Here is a 19,623-nt window from a genome sequence, read left to right as displayed (position 1 = left end):
GGACCAGTACTAATGAGTCGAGGACTTATCCAAAGAAGGTAAGTTGTATGATATGGTTAAAGGGGAAACTTGTAGTATTCAGTTTTGAGCGAATAATGCTCAATATAATATGAATTGTGCGGTGACGATGGCAAGAAGGTCACACCTGTTCCCATCTCGAACACAGTAGTTAAGCTTCTTAGCGCCGAATGTAGTTGGGGGTTTCCCCCTGTGAGACTAGGACGTCGCCGTGCAATTTTTTTATTCCGCAATAGCTCAGTTGGTAGTAGCGCTTGACTGTTAATCAAGATGTCGTAGGTTCGAGTCCTACTTGCGGAGTTTTTTTATACCTAAATTTAATAGCGATGCTGCTATAGCTCAGGAGGTAGAGCGTCGCCTTGGTAAGGCGGAGGTCACGGGTTCAAATCCCGTTAGTAGCTTATTATATATGAAGACTAGTTAAACAATGACTGTTTAGCTAGTCTTTTTTGTGTAAATGTGTAAAAAAGTATCAGTTATGACTTATATAAGCTATTATTTGGAGCACTATCGATTAGTCTTTTCTTGATTATTTCTTTATATATAAAAAGCATCGTTGGAAAACCATATGTTCTCCAGCGATGCTTTTTAATTTACTAATAACTAATTTTTATTTTTGTGTTTCATGATCGTGATGAACAACTTCTTCACCATTTTTATAAACGGTATCTATTAAGTTAGTTCCGAAGAAGTAAATCGCGTAATCTACATTTGGTGTATCAAAGATTGCGATATCAGCTTTTTTACCTTCAGTGAAGTTACCGACTGTATCCGCACGGTCGATAGAGTAAGCGGCGTTAATAGTTACCGCATTAAATACTTCAACAGGTGTCATTTTCATCATGAAGCTACCTAGTTGCATAATAAATTGAATATTTGCGGTTGGGCAGCTACCTGGGTTACAGTCTGTTGATAATGTAACACCAACACCAGCTTCAATCATTTTACGGATTGGGGCATAAGTGTCTTCCATTAGACTGAATGTTGTTCCTGGAAGAACGTTAGCAATAACACCAGCTTCAGCTAATTTTTGAATACCGTCATCAGTAATTTTCATTAAATGTTCAGCACTTGTCGTTTCTAATTCAGCCGCAACATCTACACCACCAATTGGATCTACTTCGTCTGCATGAATACGTAATTTAAATCCTAAATCTTTAGCAGCTTGTAATAAACGACGAGATTGGTCAGCAGTGAAGACGTCTGTTTCACAGAAAATATCTACGAATTCTGCTAAGTTTTCTTCTTTTACTTTTGGTAACATATCAATAACTTCATCTAAGAAAACATCTGAGTTTTCTTTTAAGTCAGTTGGAATAGCATGTGCGCCCATAAAAGTAGAAACAAGGTCAATAGAATGATCATCATTTAATTTTTTGGCGACTTCTAATTGACGTTTTTCTGTTTCCCAGTTTAAACCATAGCCAGATTTTGCTTCTACAGATGTTACCCCGTGATCTAACATATAGTTTAATAAACGGTTAGTTTTGCTGTATAATTCATCAAAAGATGCTTTTTGTGTACTTTCTACAGTACTTAAAATACCGCCACCTTCATTTAAGATATCTAAATATGGCACGCCGTTTAATTTTTTAGCAAATTCATTTTCACGGCTACCGCCATAGACTAGATGGGTATGACAGTCGATAAGTCCTGGAGTAGCTGTTTTACCAGAATAATCGATAATTTCTGTTTCGTCACCGACTAATTCTTCAGCTGGTTCACCAGAACCAATGGCTAAAATTTTACCGTCTTGGATGGCAATGTAACCATCTTCGATAATTTCAGCTGTATTTAAATCATCTTTTGTTAATGGTTGACCTTTGTCATACGGATTAAATACTTGATTAAAATGAACTAAAATTTTATCTGCGCGCATTAAATCACACTCTTTCTTCATAATATTTTAAACTAATGGTATAATATCTAAAAAACGTCAAATATAAGTCTAAACGAAAAGAAAGCGATTTTTTGTCAATTTTTTTATTCTTAGTTTCCTTATAGACATTCTCTAGACAGTTACCGATTATACTATAACTAAAAATAACCAAAATATAAAATATTTAGGAGGCTTATTATGGTTAAATTTACAGATATTGATGTATCAGAAGCAATGACAGTCAAGCTGGATGATACTTTACCAGAATATCCAGAATTTGAGGAAGGTATCCGTCACGCACCTAACCGTGGTTTCCATTTATCTCAAGCGCAAACAGAAATCGCCTTAAAAAATGCGTTACGTTACATTCCAAATAAATACCATGAACAATTAATTCCTGAATTCTTAGAAGAATTAAAAACACGTGGTCGTATTTATGGTTATCGTTTCCGTCCCGCTGGTCGTATCCATGGGAAACCAATTGATGAATATAAAGGAAATTGTTTACAAGGGAAAGCCATGCAAGTTCAAATCGATAACAACTTGGACTTTGATGTTGCCTTATATCCTTATGAATTAGTAACATACGGTGAAACAGGGCAAGTGGCTTCTAACTGGATGCAATATCGTTTAATTAAAAAATATTTAGAAGTCATGACAGATGAACAAACATTAGTTGTTGAATCTGGACATCCAGTTGGTTTATTTAAATCTAAAAAAGATGCCCCACGCGTTATTATCACTAATGGTTTATTAGTTGGTGAATATGATAACCAAAAAGACTGGGAAATTGCCGAAGAAATGGGTGTGACAAACTACGGTCAAATGACTGCTGGTGGTTGGATGTATATTGGACCACAAGGAATTGTCCACGGAACATTTAATACGTTATTAAATGCTGGTCGTTTGAAATTAGATATTCCTGAAGAAGGTAACCTAAATGGTAAATTATTCGTATCTTCAGGTTTAGGAGGAATGTCAGGTGCTCAAGGTAAAGCAGCTGATATTGCTGGTGCTGCTTCAATTATTGCCGAAGTGGATATTTCACGGATTAATACTCGTTTAGAACAAGGTTGGATTCAAAAATTAACAGATTCTGCTAAAGAAGCTTTTGAAATTGCTGAAGCTAGCAAAGAAAAAGGTGAAGCAATGTCTGTGGCTTACCATGGTAATATTGTTGACTTATTAGAATATGCTGTTGAAAACGATGTACACATTGATTTATTATCTGACCAAACATCTTGTCACAACGTTTATAATGGTGGTTACTGCCCAGTTCAATTAACATTTGACGAACGGACAGAATTATTGGATAAAGACTCAGAAAAATTTGAAAAATTAGTTGATGAAACATTAGGTCGTCACTATGAAGCCATTAAAGAATTAACTAAACGTGGCACTTACTTCTTCGATTATGGTAACTCATTTATGAAAGCTATCTTCGACTCTGGTGTGACAGAAATTTCCAAAAATGGTGTCGATGACAAAGATGGTTTCATCTGGCCTTCATATGTTGAAGATATTATGGGACCAATGTTATTCGACTATGGTTATGGACCATTCCGCTGGGTATGTCTAAGTGGTGACCACGAAGACTTGGTAGCTACTGACCATGCAGCAATGGAAGTTATCGACCCTGATCGTCGTTACCAAGACCGTGACAACTATATTTGGATTCGTGATGCAGAGAAAAACCAATTAGTTGTTGGTACTGAAGCACGTATCTTATATCAAGATGCTAAAGGTCGTGTTAACATTGCCTTGAAATTTAATGAAATGGTTCGTGAAGGTAAAATTGGTCCAGTGATGTTAGGTCGTGACCACCATGACGTTTCTGGTACTGACTCTCCATTCCGTGAAACATCAAATATTAAAGATGGATCAAACGTGACTGCTGATATGGCGGTTCAATGTTACGCTGGTAATGCGGCTCGTGGTATGACATTAGTAGCCTTACATAATGGTGGTGGTGTTGGTATTGGTAAATCTATCAACGGTGGTTTCGGACTAGTACTAGATGGAAGCGAAGCAACTGATGAAATTATCAAATCAGCAATCACTTGGGATACAATGAGTGGTGTCGCTCGTCGTAGCTGGGCTCGTAATGAACATGCGATGGAAACAGCTATCGAATATAACAAAGAAAACAAAACAAATGATCATTTAACCATCCCATATATTCCAGAAGAAGATTTAATTACTGATGCAGTAGCTAAATTATTCTAAGCTTTAAATTGTTAACCATTTGTAATTTCTATAAAAAGCCAAGGCGTGTCCTTGGCTTTTTGTGTAGAGAAATAGATGACGAAAACGTCTATTGAATATAAAAAGTTTGGAAAAATCTTCACATGATTGTGTAAACGCTTATAATAGATGTTGAGGAGGTGACAAAAATGCGGACATTTCTATTAATTGTTGATTTTGGGTCTACATTTTCTAAGTTTACGTTAATTAATAAAGAGGCTGGTGAAATAATTGCTCAAACCTCGCACCCGACGACACAAAAATCATCGATTATGACTGGCTATAAAAAAGGTAAGCATGACGTCTTATTAAGTGCTGGTTACGATGATAAGGTTGATCAATTAGAAGAATATTTCTGCTCTTCAGCCTGGGGTGGGTTTAAAATGATTGTGATAGGGTTTACCAATACTCTAACTCAAAAAGCAGCGGAAGCAGCAGCGCTAGGTTCAGGTACACGAATTGTTGGATCATATTTTTATGAGTTAACAGCTACAGATTTAGCTGAAATTAATCAACAACATCCGGACGCGGTGTTATTGACAGGCGGTACGGATGGCGGAAATACGCATTTTGTTACAACAGTTGCTAAGCAATTAGCTAGTCAACTTACAACTGATATTGCAGTTATCTATGCTGGTAATCAACAGGCACGATCAGCTATCGAAGCCATTTTTGACTCGTGGTCAGGCAATTTATATTTTGCTGACAATGTGATGCCCGCTGTTAATACGATTGCAGTGGATGACGTGCGTCAAGTGGCAAGGGATATTTTTATGGCGAAAATCTTAGCTTCTAACGGCTTAGATCAAGTCGCTAACTATGCGCGCTTACCAATTATTCCTACTCCAACTGCAGTGTTATTAGCGACGGAATTATGGGGGAGCCATCAACAAACCTCTCATCACGATGGCACGTTAGTTGTCGACATTGGTGGCGCAACCACCGATATTCATACATTTGGTAAAGGATTGCCACGCGGAATTAATGTCTTTTATCAAGGAGTTCAAGAACCTCAACTGAAACGGACAGTGGAAGGTGATATTGGGATGCGAGAATCAGCAGATAGCGTTGCTAGTCTAATAGGGGAAGAAACGTTGCAAACCACACTTGCCTCTTACTTTACACCTCATGATTTACAACTTGCTATTGCAAAACGAACGAAAGACGCGGCTTATATTGCCGATAACGTTGCTGATATGGCGCTTGATGATACTTTAGCACAATATGCAATGAATACCGCTATTCATCGTCATGTCGGACAAATCAAAAAGTTTGATAGTGAAACGTGGCATCAATGGGGGAAAGATGCTAGAGAATTTCAATCGGTGATTGCAACAGGAGGTATTCTTATACATTCACCGCATACGAAACAATTATTAATAGCGACATTTAATCAAGAAAGATCTAGTGATTTGCGCCCCAAACACCCACAAGTTTATCTCGATAATGATTATGTGCTTTCTGCTTTAGGGGTATTGTCACAAGCTTATCCGAAGCTAGCGTATCAATTATTATGTCGCCATTTAGTTCCTATGTTCTGATATTAACGGAGGAATCACGAAATGAATCACGTGTTATATGGCCAGCTACTTGGCAATCCAATTATTTATTTAGATGATGAAATGATCCATTTCCCTTTTGCGAAGATTAATGCCTTAGTCTATTATTTATTAATCAATCAAACGGTTAGTCGTGAGGAAATGGCGTCTTTATTATGGCCAGATAAAACCGAAACCAGTGCTAAAAAGAATTTACGAAATACGATTTACCAAGCAAATAAAACGTTGGGAGACGATTATATCGTATCTCTAGCCAATCAAATTCTTGCTTGGAACGATGCATTACCAATTGAATTAGACGTCGATCATCTCTTGAACGATGACCCGTTTAATCCAGATATTTACCAAGATGAATTTCTCCATCAATTTTATATTAAAGGTTGTGAGCGTTATGATAACTGGTTAAATCAAATGCGTCGTTTTTATGCGCATGAATTCACTAAAAAGTTATATGCGAAAGTTCAACATGATATTGAGCAGAAAAATTTTGCTGAAGTGGAACGTTATATTCATCGCCTAACTTCGATTGATGAGTTTGATGAACATTATTATCAATTACTAATGAACTATTATCATCAACGCGGAATGTACAGTAAAGTCATTGAAACGTATATGCATTTATCTCAACTATTAAATCAAGAATTGGGAATTACCCCAACAGCTGAGACTGAAGCGATATATAAAGAAACGATTAGCGAGGTGCAAAAAAGCCAACATCATAAGAAAAATCAATTACCTGATGTTTATTTTAGCCGCCCCGAAGCAATGGCAACGTACGAAGAAGTGGTTGATCGTTTTGTTTCTGGAAATACTGCGGAAGTTCTCCTTATTTATGGTGAAACTGGGAATGGGAAAACCGAATTTGTTGAACGCATGCAACAAATTTCAACTCTAGATGTCTTAAATGTAGCAATAACAGCTAAAAAAATGTATGCCAAAAATTCAGGATATGTTTGGGATAAATGGTTAACACGATTGGCTGATGTTTTACAAAATTGTTGCGAAAAAGAGGTTAGTGATTCGATTGATGCCATTCGCTATCACGCGCTGCATCAAGAACATGATAAAGAAGTCAGCTATACTCAAGTCGATAAGGTATACCAAACCTTAAAACCATTGTTAATGAATCACAAGGTTATTGTTACCATCGACCAGTTTGAACAAATTGATGTCCCATCACTCAAGTTAATGCATTTACTAGTTAGCGATTATGATTTGCCAATACTATTTATTTGGATTGGAAATGGCCAGACGTTACCTGAAACGCAACAGATTATTAATCAATTACGCCATACGCATTTTTGCCACGAAATTGAAATTAAACCGCTGACGTTGCACCAAACGGAGCATTTTATTACCAATTTACTAGAGAATAAACAACAAACTATGCCACAAGCAGAAAAAGAGGCGATTTACCATTTTTCTGGTGGAAATATTTTATTTATTCATGAAATGGTTAATTTGTATATGAAAGGTCAGCCGATTACGCAACTAACAGACAAAATGGCGGCTAGTATCGATAAACAGTGTAGTTTCCTCAGTCAGGATGGTATTGAGTTATTAGAAACGTTAGCATTATTCCAAAAAGGAGTGACGATGCCCCTCTTATCATCATTGATTGGGTTAAACTTGATGCCGATGAAACGTGAGTTGAAAGAATTATTCCGTCGTAATTTAATTATTGAAGAAACCCATCAAGGGGCATTGACAATTCGGATTAAAGCAGAACGGATTAAACATTATTTTGACGAACATCAGAATAAAACGTTAAAAAAATTAATGCATGGCAAAATTGCCGACACCTTAATCGAACATCATGGCATTTATTTGACGAATACGCAAGACTTAAGTCAGATTGCCTATCATCTTCGTCATGCTGATCGGGTACTAGAAGCGCTTGAATATGAATTGGCTTACTTACAACATTCTTTGAAGTTTCGACATGAATTGTTCCCTGTTTATAATCAAGAGCAAACTGGAACTATAGAAACGTTAAACTTTACGCCTGCTGAAGTCGAAGAGAGATTAGAAATGATTCAACAGGAACTAACAGCGATTGAAAATAGTCGGGAAGTGGATATTGTCTTTCTGAAGTTAGAATTACGTTTCTTATATATCCAAGGGCGTTATTTCATTCGAATTGGCTCATATGAAGAGGGAATTGATAATATTTTAGCGGTAATCGTTAAAGCAAAAGAGATTAATGAGAGTGATTACCTCTTGCGAGCGTATTTCCAAATGATTTATTACTGTATTTAAATGAATAAACCGGAAGATATGCAACATTACGTTCAATTTGCTTTTGATTTAGCGGTTCAATTAAATGATTATGAATCAATTGGTGTGATTTTACGGCTTAAAGGGCTGCAAGAAATTATGGTCGGAGAGATATCGTTAGCCGAAGCGCATTTAAAAGAATCCATTAAAATGCTAACCATCAATCCAGCGTTAGAAACAAAATATGCGATAAATTTAGCTGCTGCTTACGACTATTTATCAGAGATTGCCTTAATTCGAGAAAATTATACCGAATCGATTGCGCTTCAAGAAGTGGCTCTCGATTATATTAAAGGGAAAGATATTCCGTCATCAGATGTGGTTTTATCGTTAGATATGGGAATTGCCCTATTTGCGATTGGGGATTATCAAGCAGCACAAACTTACTTAGATCGCGCATTAGCGGTTTCTAAAAATTTAAATTTCTTTTGGCGACGGCCACAGTTACTTGCGTTTATTGCAATTAATAGCTTATTCCTTGGAGATGTCGATAAAGGCTACCACCATTTAGTGGCGTGTCAGGAGTTTCTAAAACCATTATCAAAAGCGAATAAGCGTGATCGAGGCATCCTTTATTGGTTGAAAGCAATGATACTCGTTAATGAAGAAACCGCACAATTGTTATCTGGCACCGCTAAAAGTTTACTGGATTCTAAGGAAGAAGACTTTTATATTGAACAGGCAGAGAAAAATCTATCGCCTTATCGAGATGCGTATGAACGAAAAGTGCTGTTCAGTAACATTAAAAAATAAATGAGAAAGATAAAATTTGAATTAATTTTATATCGTTTTAAATGATAAAAACATCAAATAACCGTCTAAGTTAAAAAGGTTATTCATAAATAATTAAAGAATTATCGAGATATTCGCATTTGTATGTTTTATATGGTATAAAGTAGGGGAAGTTATTTTTTACGGATTTAAAAGGTTTCGTCTCACATTTTGTCTAAAATTCGTCTAAAATAAGAGCGTTAACGTTTGGATTCGGAATAACCTCAAAAAGATGAGAAAATAGCTTCTCATCTTTTATTACTTATTGTGTATTTTTGTGAAATTGACAGTGAATTCATAACTTGATAATCTATAGGTGTGAAAGCGGTGTCAATCAATTGGTTTGATAGGAAAGGTTAATACGGAATTTAAGTATAGGAGTGTTATTATGGCAAAAATTGTTGAATGTATTCCCAACTTTTCTGAAGGACGAAATCAGGAAGTTATTCAAGGGTTAGTTGATACAGCAAAATCTGTTCCAGGCGTGACATTATTAGACTATTCACCAGATGAAAGTCATAACCGAACTGTTGTGACTTTAGTCGGAGATGAAGAATCCATTCAAGAAGTCGCCTTCCAATTGGTTAAATATGCTAGAGACCATATTGATATGACAAAACATGAAGGTGGGCATCCACGTATGGGTGCGACAGACGTTGTGCCATTTGTGCCAATTAAAGATATTTCAATGGAAGAATGTGTAGAAATTTCTAAAAAAGTCGGTAAACGAATTTACGATGAATTAGATATTCCAATCTTTTTATATGAAGAATCTGCGAGTGCCCCTCATCGTAAAAACTTGGCTAAGGTACGTAAAGGTCAATTTGAAGGAATGCCAGAAAAACTAAAAGAAGAAGAATGGGCACCAGACTTTGGGGAACGTAAAATCCATCCAACTGCTGGTATTACAGGGGTTTCTGCTCGGATGCCATTAGTGGCCTTTAATGTGAACTTAGATACAGATAATGTTGATATTGCGAAAAAAATTGCGAAAGTGGTTCGTGGTTCTAGTGGCGGATTCAAATATTGTAAAGGTATTGGCTTAATGCTTGAAGATCGCAATATTGCGCAAGTATCAATGAATATGGTCAACTTCGAAAAATTACCTCTTTACCGGACGTTTGAAACCATTCGTTTCGAAGCTGCTCGTTATGGTGTCAATATTATCGGTTCAGAAATCATTGGTTTATTACCTGCAAAAGCTATGACAGATGTTGCAGAATACTACTTACAAGTAGAAGACTTTGATTTCAATAAACAAGTGATTGAAAACCATATTATTAACTAGGAGGTGGCTTATGAAATTAGTTGAATTAAATTTAAAAGAGTTTGCAGAAACATTAGGTAGTGATGCGCCTGCACCTGGTGGCGGATCAGCTTCAGCTCTAGCGGCGACACAAGGGGTCGCATTAACAGAGATGGTGATGAACCTCACGATTGGGAAGAAAAAATACGCGGAATACGAAGATAAATTAAAAGGTATCCACGAAAAAGCTGTTCAATTGCGTGAAGACTTATTAGTAGCAATTGACAAAGATACCGAAGCCTTTAATGATGTTTCTGCTGTATTCAGTATGCCGAAATCAACTGATGAAGAAAAAGCCGAACGCAAACAAGCGATGTCCAATGCGTTAAAAGGCGCTGCTAAAACACCGTTAGAAATGATGAGCTTAGCTGTTGATGCTTTAGAAATTACGCATCAAGCAGTGGGTAAATCAAATACAAATGCGGCTTCAGACTTAGGAGTCGCTGCCTTAAACTTAAATGCTGGGTTAAAAGGCGCTTACTTAAATGTCTTGATTAACTTACCAGGTATCAAAGATGACGCATTTGTTTCTGAAAACCGGCAAAAAGCTGAAGATTATTTGGCTAAAGGAGAAGAATTAGCCGAAAAAATCTATACAGCGATTGTCAATGATTTGAAATAACTCAGGGGGTGTTATGACATTATGACAGAAATTCTTTCCGATATTGAAATTGCAAAACAAGTAGAACCAAAACCAGTCACTGAAATTGCTGATGAATTAGGGATTCCAGCATCTGATTTATCATTGTATGGGAACTACAAAGCTAAAATTGAAGTGGACCCTAAAACCTTTAAAAAAAATGAAGAAGGAAAACTAATTTTAGTAACAGCAATTACACCAACAGCAGCGGGAGAAGGAAAAACGACGACTTCAGTTGGGTTAGCCGATGCGCTTTCTCATATTGGTAAAAAAGCGGTCGTTGCTGTTCGTGAACCATCGTTAGGTCCAGTGTTTGGGGTTAAAGGTGGAGCTACTGGTGGAGGTCATGCTCAAGTTATCCCAATGGAAGATATTAACCTTCATTTTACTGGTGATTTCCATGCTATTGGTGCCGCAAATAACCTATTAGCGGCAATGATTGATAACCATATTCACCAAGGTAATGAGTTACATATTGACCCACGTAACATTACTTGGAAACGTGTTGTCGATATGAATGACCGTCAATTACGTGAAATTGTTGATGGTTTAGGAAAACATGCCAATGGGTTTGCTCGTCAAGATGGTTATGACATCGTTGTTGCCTCTGAAGTAATGGCAGCGTTATGTTTAGCCAATGATATTAGTGATTTAAAAGAAAAAATCGGCAATATCATTATTGGTTATAACTACGATGGCGAACCAGTAACTGCTCGTGACTTAAAAGCAGCGGGAGCCATGACCGCACTATTAAAAGATGCGATTAAACCAAACTTAGTACAAACACTAGAACATACTCCTGCTTTCATTCACGGGGGACCATTTGCGAATATCGCTCATGGATGTAACTCGATTTTAGCTACTAAATTAGCATTAAAATATGGTGATTATGCGATCACTGAAGGAGGATTCGGTGCTGATTTAGGTGCTGAAAAATTCTTAGATATTAAATGTCGTGAAGCAGATATTAAACCATCAGCTGTTGTCTTAGTTGCTACTGTTCGGGCACTAAAACTTCATGGTGGGGTTGCTAAAAATGATTTAAATACGGAAAATGTTCAGGCTGTAAAAGATGGGCTACCAAACTTACTTCGCCATATTGACAATATTAAAAATGTCTATGGCTTACCAGTAGTTGTTGCTATCAATAAATTCCCTACTGATACAGAAGCGGAATTAGAAGCCGTTGATCAAGCCGTTAAAGAATATGATGTTGATGTTGTGTTATCAGATGTTTGGGCAAACGGTGGTGCCGGTGGTGTTGATTTAGCAAATAAAGTTGTTGAATTAGCCGAACAACCAAATGACTTCAAGTATGCTTACGAATTAGAAGATTCTATCGAAGAAAAATTAAATAAAATTGTCCAAAATATTTATCGTGGTGATAAAGCCGTCTTAACTAAAGCTGCGAAAAAACAAATGAAAAAAATTGAAGATATTGGGTTAGGACATCTCCCAATTTGTATGGCAAAAACACAATATTCCTTCTCTGATGATAAAAACTTACTAAGTGCACCGACTGGCTTTAATGTCAAAGTACGGGAGCTTAAAGTTTCAGCAGGAGCTGGTTTTATTGTTGCTTTAACAGGTGATGTGATGACAATGCCTGGATTACCAAAAGTCCCAGCAGCAGAAAAAATTGATATTGATGCCGACGGTAATATTACAGGTCTATTCTAATATATACAATATGTTGTAGAAGGTATCAGCGTTCTAACCACCACAAGATGGATAGATAACATAACTCCTACTTGAGTGCTTAGGACGCTATTTTTGTACCTAAAATTGGGTGATGACGTCTCAATAAATGCCTATTATCCGAGAAATCATCACGTGGTAGTGAGATGCCAGGAGGATTATTATGGAGACAGTAAAGAAAGAAGATGTACATGTAAAAGAGAGTGACAAGTTCTCCCTCAGTGGAGCAACATTATACGGAATTAATGCCGTTATTGGATCAGGTATTTTCTTATTACCTCGAACGATTTATCAAGATTTAGGACCAGCATCCCTAGTTGCTATGGCGATTTCAGCAATTTTAGTTTTATTACTAGCGATTTGTTTTGCTGAAGCGGCTGGTTATTTTGATAAAAATGGTGGAGCTTATCAATATACGAAGGAAGCGTTTGGTAATTATGTGGCGTTTGTTGTCGGTGTCCTCGGTTGGTTCGTAATGGTACTAGCTTGGGCAGCGATGGCAGTAGGTTTTTCTTCCTTATTAGTAACAGCTATTCCTGCGTTAACTGGTTGGGATAAATTTATTTCGACGTTACTTATTGTGGCGTTCTCTGCTATGAACTTATTTGGGATTAAAACATCTAAAATCCTTACGATTACCGTCACAATTGCGAAGTTAATTCCAATTATTGCCTTCGGGTTCCTATCAATCTTTTTCTTAAAAGGTGGATTCGATAATGGCAACTTCACCCCATTTTTACAGTTGAATCCGGATTTAAGCTTATCAGGAGCCCTAGCTTCAACAGCTCTAACGGTATTCTATGCGTTTATCGGATTTGAAACGTTGCCTAACGTTGCTGGTGAAATGCAAAATCCGAAACGAAACGTTCCAAAAGCGATTGTTTCTGCTAACACAATAGTGGCAACAATTTATATTTTAATTATTGCTGGAACGATTGCGATGTTAGGACGTGGAATTTTACAATCTGATGCACCCGTTCATGATGCCTTCCGAATGATGATTGGACCAATTGGTTTCTGGATTATTTCAATTGGAGCAGTTGTCTCAGTCTTCGGATTGAATATGGGAGAGTCTATCATGGTGCCACGTTTTGGAGCAGCGATTGCTGAAGACGGTTTGTTACCACGAGTATTAGGTCGACAAAACAAAAATGGTGCGCCAGTTGTAGCGATTATTTTCACTGGTATTTTAACAATTGGTTTGATTTGGAGCGGTTCATTTGAATCTTTAGCAGAATTATCTGTTGTATTCCGTTTCTTCCAATATATTCCAACAGCAGTAGCCGTATTAGTCTTACGTAAAAAAGTGAAAACGGGTCATACTGGTTTAGAAAAACCAACCTTCAAAGTGCCAGGTGGACCAGTTATTCCAGTCATTGCCGTTATTGTCAGCTTATGGATGGTACTAGCTGCCAACCCAATGAACTTAGTCTTTGCTGCAATTGGATTAGTTATTTCAAGTATTTTATATTTCTTTATGCAAAAAGCATCTTAAGACATAAAAATTGTAAAGGAGTGTTTATGTTATGTCAGAAAAAGTTGTATTAGATGGTAATCATTTAACAATCGATGAAGTGGTTGCAGTTGCACGTTTCGATGCGCCAGTGGAAATTGCTCCTGAAGCGGTTGAAGCTGTGAATAAATCACGCGAAATTGTCGAAACGATTCAAAAATCTGGCGAACCAGCGTACGGCATTAATACCGGTTTTGGTTCACTACAAAAAGTTAGTGTTAGTGATGAAGAAACGGTACAGTTACAAGAAAACTTAATCCGTACCCACTCCTCAGGCTTTGGTGAACCTTTCCCACGTGATGTTGTTCGTGCCATTATGTTAGTTCGAGTGAACTCCCTATTAAAAGGTTTTTCAGGTATTCGTTTAAGTACTGTGAAAGCATTACTCGATCTTATCAATCATAAAGTCCACCCACATATTCCTGAAAAAGGTTCATTAGGAGCATCTGGGGACTTAGCACCATTATCTCATATGGTATTGCCAATGCTTGGGCTAGGTCGTGCTTATTATGATGGTGAATTGATGTCAGGAAAAGAAGCTTTAGATAAAGCTGGATTGACACCTATTCAATTAGCTTCTAAAGAAGGGTTAGCGTTAATTAACGGAACGACTGTCTTAACCGCAGTTGGTGCCTTAGCAACTTATGATGCGATAGCATTAGCAAAATTATCTGATGTAGCGGGTGCGTTATCGATTGAAGCGCACGGTGGATTAACCGATGCGTTTGTACCAGAAATCCATGAAATCAGAGCACAACCTGGACAAATGGCAACTGCTAAAAATATGCGGGCGTTACTAGAAGGTAGTGGTAACACGACACATTCTGAACCTGGACATGTACAAGATGCTTATACTTTAAGATGTATTCCACAAATTCATGGGGCAAGTAAAGATGGGATTGAATATGTTCGTCAAAAAGTTGAAATTGAAATTAACTCTGTAACAGATAATCCAATTATTTTACCTGATGGACGTGTTATTTCAGGAGGAAACTTCCATGGTGAACCAATGGCCCAACCATTTGACTTCCTAGGAATCGCAGCTGCTGAAATTGGAAATGTCTCTGAACGTCGTATTGAACGACTTGTTAATAACCAATTAAGTGGATTACCTTCATTCTTAGTGAAAAACCCAGGTTTAAACTCAGGGTATATGATTACACAATACGCAGCAGCAGCTCTAGCATCTGAAAATAAAGTGTTAGCCCACCCAGCTTCAGTTGACTCCATTCCATCTTGCGAAAACCAAGAAGACTTTGTGTCTATGGGAACCATTGCGGCTCGTCATGCAGCAGAAATTGTGAATAATGCGAAACGGATTGTCGCAACCGAAATTATGGCAGCTTGCCAAGCAATCGACCTTAAAGGTGTTGAAGATAAACTTGGTAAAGGTGGACGTATTGCTTACGACTATGTTCGTGAACATGCTGAATTTATTGAAAATGATAAAGATATCGAAATTTATGATGAAATCAATAAAGTATCTGCATTAGTCGACGATCATTCATTAGTCGAAAAAGTGTTGAAAGATATTGAATTAGATTTAGCGTAACTAACGATTGTTATCAAATAGAGAATGATTTGCATAGAAGGCTGTGACATAACAGGTCACAGCCTTTTTAGTAGGAGGAAAGAGATGAACAATGATTTATTAATAGCTATCCAACAAGCCGCTAAACAAAAAGTCATGATGAACCAGAATCATCCCCTAGCTTATGTTATGAAGGCTTTTTTTGCTGGTGTTTATTTAACGTTAGCTGGAGTTGTGAGTTTATATATCTCACAGAACTTTGCAGGGGAGGCATCAGCGCTAGGTAAACTACTAAATGCATTGATTTTTGGTGTTGGATTGGTGATTATTATCATGATGAAGGCAGAATTAGCGACATCCAATATGATGTTTCTCACCAGTGGCGTCTTGCAAAAAAGTATTCGGACGACTCAAGGATTAAAAGTTCTGGGTCTTTGTACGCTTGGTAATTTAATCGGCTGTTTATTTACGGCTGGGTTGTTATCTTTGAGTACCCCGTATCAAGCTATTAATCATGACGCCTTATTATATACGACTGTGGCTAGTAAAGTCTTCAAACCAGTAGCAGTAATGATAGTTGATGCCATTTTGGCGAATATTTTAGTCAATATTGCGGTTATTGGGCAAATGCGACTTTAACTGGTATGGATATTTTAGAAAAATTAATTCAAACACCAGACATTAAAGGCATTGAAGATGAAATCGTTGCTTTAGGTAACTACGTTGCAGAAGCTAAAAAACCTGCTGTACCAGGAGTAAGAACAGATGAATTACAAATTGTACCGACAATCGGTGACGGCTTCTTCGAACGCTTTGTTGCAGATGTTTATGCTTCTATTAATTACGAAATGGAATTATTAGGTAGTCATCTGATACCTGAAGCGTACCAAGGTACAGTGACAACTGATTTACCAGTTTATGGAAATAATCAACCAGGAAATATGGTAGATGGAAATACTGACACGAAATTCTGGGGTAAACAAAATACGGAAAAAGGCAATTGGATTCGTATTGCTCTAGATAAGCCACAAATGATTCAACGTGTAGTATTACGTCAAGGAAAATCAGATACTGCCGCAAGCAATAGTGACGTGTTAACCGATGCGACAGTTTACATTGGTATGGAAGCAGATGGTAGTGACCGCGTAGCGATTGGTAAAATTAATGGCAATGCCGTTAACCAAATTGACTTACATGAACCAATGCAAGGGCAATATTTAACGATTGAAGCAAATGCTAAAACCAATAAATGGTTACAAGTTCGCGAATTAACAGTTTATGGCGAAACGGGCTTAACGATTGATAATATTCAAAGTGCTCATGGTAAAACAGCACAAAATATGTTTGACCAAGATATTCAAACTAACTATACACCATTACTAAGATCAGAAGATCAACCTGGCGTGATTGAACAAGTTTTTGATGAACCTGTAAATGATGCGCAATCACTACTCTTTATTGGACGCATACCAGCTACTGTTTACATTCGAAATAATGGTGAATGGGAAGAAATCGGCCAAACAACTCGGGATGAAGAAATTTATCAATTTGATGTTAAAGACAAAGCAGTTGATGGCTTACGGTTAGTGATGGATGACGTGACAGAAGATGACTTTATTGCTGAATTTGGATTAAGTCAAACGGTATTACCAGATGAACCAACAAACGGTAGCGAGTATGTCAAAGATCCATATGTAGAAGGAGAGGAAATCGTTGAAAAAGACGTGACCGACCTTCCAGCAAACGGAGAATTCCATAGTGAGTACGTTGGAAATCCATACGTAGATGGTGATGAAATCATCGAAACAGACGTACCAAATACTGAAATCGATGATGAATTTGGTAGTGGCTATGTGAAAGATCCATACGTAGAAGGAGACGAAATCATTGAGAAAGAAGTACCAAATACTGAAATCAATGGTGAAGTTGGTAGCGAGTATGTGAAAGACCCATACGTAGAAGGAGACGAAATCGTTGAGAAAGACGTGACTCCTGTTCGAGTGATGACAAGTGATGAGGCAGTAGACACGGATGAGGTTAGTGCCCCAGTGATGACTACTGAAGAAAATCATGCATTACCAGCAACGGGTGTTAGTGAGTCAACACCATGGATGATGCTAGGAACTGTCTTAAGTGCCTTAGGATTTATTGTTCGTCCACGTAAGAAAAATGATTAATTGATCGTCTAACACAAAACGACCGAGAAAATTTCTCGGTCGTTTTTAATTTTTATTTTTTATTTTAGAAAACAAAAATTAGCCATGGCATGCGTTTCCCAAAAGCCTCCAATTTCTTAACAGAAATCTCCGGCTTTGGTCCAACGCTCCATGGCTAACCGCTTTTTATCGCACCCTAGTTGGGTTCACATTTGCAGCTCCTCTGGATTTTTCAGAAAATACGGAATTTCAGAGAGCGAAATCCGTTATTTTCTTCCAAAATCAAGGAGCTAAGCGCAAATGTTCACACCCTATAGTCGAGCTCTAAAGCACAACCACGGCTGCGTTTCCCTAAAGAGCTCCTTCTCTCTTACAGAGAGGCGTCGCTTTTAGGTCCAACGACCGTGGTTACCCGTGCTTTATCGCATCCTATATTATTTTAATAGTTTAACTAGTGGTGTGTATTCTTTGTCTTGTGCTTCTGCGACTGGTTGGTTTGTTAGTTTACCTTGGTAAGTTTGGAAACCAGTTGCGATAGTGTTATCGTCTTTGGCTGCTTGTTCAGCGCCTTTGTTTGCAATTGCTTTGGCATAGTTTAATGAAACGTTTGTTAATCCTAATGTTGATGTTTGTGGTACAGCACCTGGCATATTAGGAACAGCATAGTGAACAACACCGTGTTTGATGTAAGTAGGGTTGTCTAATGTACCTAATTGGTCAGTTGTTGCGAAGATACCACCTTGGTCAATCGCGATATCAACGATAACAGAACCTTCAGGCATAGATTTAACCATTTCTTCTGTTACTAACGTTGGCGCTTTAGAACCTGGAATTAAGACACAACCGATAACTAAGTCAGCGTCTTCAACGGCACTCGCAATATTGAAGCTGTTAGACATCAATGTTTCTACTTGACCATTAAAGATGTCTTCAAGTTCGTTTAGACGGTGTGGGCTAACGTCTAAGATTGTAACGTTTGCTCCTAAACCAAGTGCCATTTGGGCAGCGTTTGTACCAGCAACACCACCACCGATGATAACAACATTACTTGATTTAACACCTGGGATAGCTCCTAGTAAAGCACCTTTACCACCAACTTGTTTTTCTAAGAATTGAGCACCAGTTTGAATGGCCATACGACCAGCTACTTGACTCATTGGTGTTAATAGAGGAAGTGTTCCGTCTAATTCCATTGTTTCATAACCGATAGCTGTTACTTTGTTTTCAAGTAAAGCGTCAGTTAATTTTTTCTCTGAAGCTAAATGTAAGTATGTGAATAAAATTAACCCTTCATGGAAGAATTCATATTCTTCTTCAAGAGGTTCTTTTACTTTCATAACCATATCTTGGTTCCAAGCTTCTTTAGCAGTTTCTACAATTGTTGCACCTTGTTCTTTGTAATCTTCATCTGAGAATGAAGAACCTTCACCGGCATGTGTTTCAACAAAAACTTCGTGGCCAGCATTTGTTAGTACAAACGCACCGGCTGGAGTTAGGGAAACACGACTTTCGTTATTTTTAATTTCTTTAGGGATACCAATTTTCATTGTATCAAGTCCTCCTTATAAAATCGTTTGCAATTGTCTACACGATTTATTATAGCAATTATTTAGAAAGATTGCGAATTTTTGAGATATGATTTATTAGAATAAGATTAAAAAACACCTGACTTACCACAAAGACAGAAATATGCTAAGATACAACCAATCAAAAAAGGTTTATATATGGAGGTTTTATTCAATGACACCAGAATTTATAAAAGAAGAAAATGCTTACCGACTATACAATGAAGATAATGAAATGATTGCAGAAATTACCTATCAACCACAAGGGGAATATGTAGTAGCGGATCATACCTTTGTTGATCCTAGTTTACGTGGTCAAGGGATGGCTGGTAAATTATTAGACCATTTAGTATCAGAAATGGAACAAGCTGGCAAACAAATTAAAGCGCAATGTCCATATGTGGTAAAAAAATTTGCTGAACAACCAGAAAAATATGGCGCAATTGATTATGATAATCATGAGTAG

The 19,623-nt window shown here is 37.4% G+C and carries 14 protein-coding genes, 2 tRNA genes and 1 rRNA gene; 15 read left to right on the top strand and 2 right to left on the bottom strand.

Going from position 1 to position 19,623, the window contains the following annotated elements:
- Positions 1 to 117: 117 nt before the first annotated feature.
- The 3 genes from rrf (at position 118) to B8955_RS04945 (ending at position 419) form a co-directional block, all read left to right on the top strand.
- Positions 118 to 233, top strand: a 5S ribosomal RNA gene (rrf, locus tag B8955_RS04955).
- Positions 234 to 244: 11 nt separating this feature from the next.
- Positions 245 to 318 (top strand) — tRNA-Asn (locus B8955_RS04950).
- A gap of 28 nt (positions 319 to 346) precedes the next feature.
- Positions 347 to 419, top strand: a tRNA-Thr gene (locus tag B8955_RS04945).
- A 209-nt stretch (positions 420 to 628) separates the two neighbouring features.
- Here B8955_RS04945 and hutI read toward each other — a convergent pair.
- Complete coding sequence (gene hutI / locus B8955_RS04940) at positions 629 to 1,897, bottom strand: imidazolonepropionase (RefSeq protein ID WP_084099128.1); 1,269 nt, start codon at positions 1,895 to 1,897, stop codon at positions 629 to 631.
- A gap of 198 nt (positions 1,898 to 2,095) precedes the next feature.
- On the opposite strand from hutI, the gene B8955_RS04935 reads away from it, so the two are divergent.
- From B8955_RS04935 to B8955_RS04885, 11 genes are all read left to right on the top strand, one after another.
- Positions 2,096 to 4,123, top strand: a complete 2,028-nt coding sequence (locus B8955_RS04935) for a urocanate hydratase (RefSeq protein WP_084099127.1) — start codon at positions 2,096 to 2,098, stop codon at positions 4,121 to 4,123.
- A 167-nt stretch (positions 4,124 to 4,290) separates the two neighbouring features.
- Positions 4,291 to 5,682, top strand: coding sequence for a glutamate mutase L (locus tag B8955_RS04930; RefSeq protein WP_084099126.1), 1,392 nt, complete (start codon positions 4,291 to 4,293; stop codon positions 5,680 to 5,682).
- A 21-nt stretch (positions 5,683 to 5,703) separates the two neighbouring features.
- On the top strand, positions 5,704 to 7,959 hold the full coding sequence (locus B8955_RS04925; protein ID WP_084099125.1) for an ATP-binding protein: 2,256 nt from the start codon (positions 5,704 to 5,706) through the stop codon (positions 7,957 to 7,959).
- Entirely contained in the window at positions 7,960 to 8,730 is a 771-nt protein-coding gene (locus tag B8955_RS04920) for a tetratricopeptide repeat protein (protein WP_084099124.1), read from the top strand.
- A 406-nt stretch (positions 8,731 to 9,136) separates the two neighbouring features.
- Entirely contained in the window at positions 9,137 to 10,036 is a 900-nt protein-coding gene (ftcD, locus tag B8955_RS04915; protein WP_084099123.1) for a glutamate formimidoyltransferase, read from the top strand.
- A 10-nt stretch (positions 10,037 to 10,046) separates the two neighbouring features.
- Positions 10,047 to 10,676: a cyclodeaminase/cyclohydrolase family protein gene (locus tag B8955_RS04910; protein WP_084099122.1), complete on the top strand. Its 630-nt coding sequence runs from the start codon at positions 10,047 to 10,049 to the stop codon at positions 10,674 to 10,676.
- A gap of 21 nt (positions 10,677 to 10,697) precedes the next feature.
- On the top strand, positions 10,698 to 12,374 hold the full coding sequence (locus tag B8955_RS04905) for a formate--tetrahydrofolate ligase (RefSeq protein ID WP_084099121.1): 1,677 nt from the start codon (positions 10,698 to 10,700) through the stop codon (positions 12,372 to 12,374).
- Between the two features lie 181 nt (positions 12,375 to 12,555).
- Entirely contained in the window at positions 12,556 to 13,887 is a 1,332-nt protein-coding gene (locus B8955_RS04900; RefSeq protein ID WP_084099120.1) for an APC family permease, read from the top strand.
- 31 nt (positions 13,888 to 13,918) lie between these two features.
- On the top strand, positions 13,919 to 15,457 hold the full coding sequence (gene hutH, locus B8955_RS04895) for a histidine ammonia-lyase (RefSeq protein ID WP_084099119.1): 1,539 nt from the start codon (positions 13,919 to 13,921) through the stop codon (positions 15,455 to 15,457).
- An 84-nt stretch (positions 15,458 to 15,541) separates the two neighbouring features.
- Positions 15,542 to 16,075, top strand: a complete 534-nt coding sequence (locus B8955_RS04890) for a formate/nitrite transporter family protein (RefSeq protein ID WP_159444436.1) — start codon at positions 15,542 to 15,544, stop codon at positions 16,073 to 16,075.
- 5 nt (positions 16,076 to 16,080) lie between these two features.
- Positions 16,081 to 17,613, top strand: a complete 1,533-nt coding sequence (locus B8955_RS04885; RefSeq protein ID WP_084099139.1) for a discoidin domain-containing protein — start codon at positions 16,081 to 16,083, stop codon at positions 17,611 to 17,613.
- Between the two features lie 413 nt (positions 17,614 to 18,026).
- Here B8955_RS04885 and ald read toward each other — a convergent pair whose 3' ends face one another.
- Complete coding sequence (gene ald / locus B8955_RS04880) at positions 18,027 to 19,139, bottom strand: alanine dehydrogenase (protein WP_084099117.1); 1,113 nt, start codon at positions 19,137 to 19,139, stop codon at positions 18,027 to 18,029.
- A gap of 193 nt (positions 19,140 to 19,332) precedes the next feature.
- On the opposite strand from ald, the gene B8955_RS04875 reads away from it, so the two are divergent.
- Positions 19,333 to 19,623, top strand: a complete 291-nt coding sequence (locus B8955_RS04875) for a GNAT family N-acetyltransferase (protein ID WP_084099116.1) — start codon at positions 19,333 to 19,335, stop codon at positions 19,621 to 19,623.

The organism is Aerococcus suis (assembly GCF_900176325.1).
Lineage (GTDB): Bacteria > Bacillota > Bacilli > Lactobacillales > Aerococcaceae > Aerococcus > Aerococcus suis.
The sequence above is the reverse complement of the archived record's forward strand: the minus strand, read 5'-3'. Positions and strand labels throughout refer to the sequence as shown.

Bases quoted from the DNA above. Each gene is read 5' to 3' on its own strand.
- hutI (WP_084099128.1), bottom strand. From the start codon at position 1,897: ATGCGCGCAGATAAAATTTTAGTTCATTTTAATCAAGTATTTAATCCG.
- B8955_RS04900 (WP_084099120.1), top strand. From the start codon at position 12,556: ATGGAGACAGTAAAGAAAGAAGATGTACATGTAAAAGAGAGTGACAAG.
- ftcD (WP_084099123.1), top strand. From the start codon at position 9,137: ATGGCAAAAATTGTTGAATGTATTCCCAACTTTTCTGAAGGACGAAAT.
- B8955_RS04935 (WP_084099127.1), top strand. From the start codon at position 2,096: ATGGTTAAATTTACAGATATTGATGTATCAGAAGCAATGACAGTCAAG.
- B8955_RS04930 (WP_084099126.1), top strand. From the start codon at position 4,291: ATGCGGACATTTCTATTAATTGTTGATTTTGGGTCTACATTTTCTAAG.
- B8955_RS04875 (WP_084099116.1), top strand. From the start codon at position 19,333: ATGACACCAGAATTTATAAAAGAAGAAAATGCTTACCGACTATACAAT.
- B8955_RS04925 (WP_084099125.1), top strand. From the start codon at position 5,704: ATGAATCACGTGTTATATGGCCAGCTACTTGGCAATCCAATTATTTAT.
- hutH (WP_084099119.1), top strand. From the start codon at position 13,919: ATGTCAGAAAAAGTTGTATTAGATGGTAATCATTTAACAATCGATGAA.
- B8955_RS04885 (WP_084099139.1), top strand. From the start codon at position 16,081: ATGGATATTTTAGAAAAATTAATTCAAACACCAGACATTAAAGGCATT.
- B8955_RS04905 (WP_084099121.1), top strand. From the start codon at position 10,698: ATGACAGAAATTCTTTCCGATATTGAAATTGCAAAACAAGTAGAACCA.
- B8955_RS04910 (WP_084099122.1), top strand. From the start codon at position 10,047: ATGAAATTAGTTGAATTAAATTTAAAAGAGTTTGCAGAAACATTAGGT.
- B8955_RS04890 (WP_159444436.1), top strand. From the start codon at position 15,542: ATGAACAATGATTTATTAATAGCTATCCAACAAGCCGCTAAACAAAAA.
- ald (WP_084099117.1), bottom strand. From the start codon at position 19,139: ATGAAAATTGGTATCCCTAAAGAAATTAAAAATAACGAAAGTCGTGTT.
- B8955_RS04920 (WP_084099124.1), top strand. From the start codon at position 7,960: ATGAATAAACCGGAAGATATGCAACATTACGTTCAATTTGCTTTTGAT.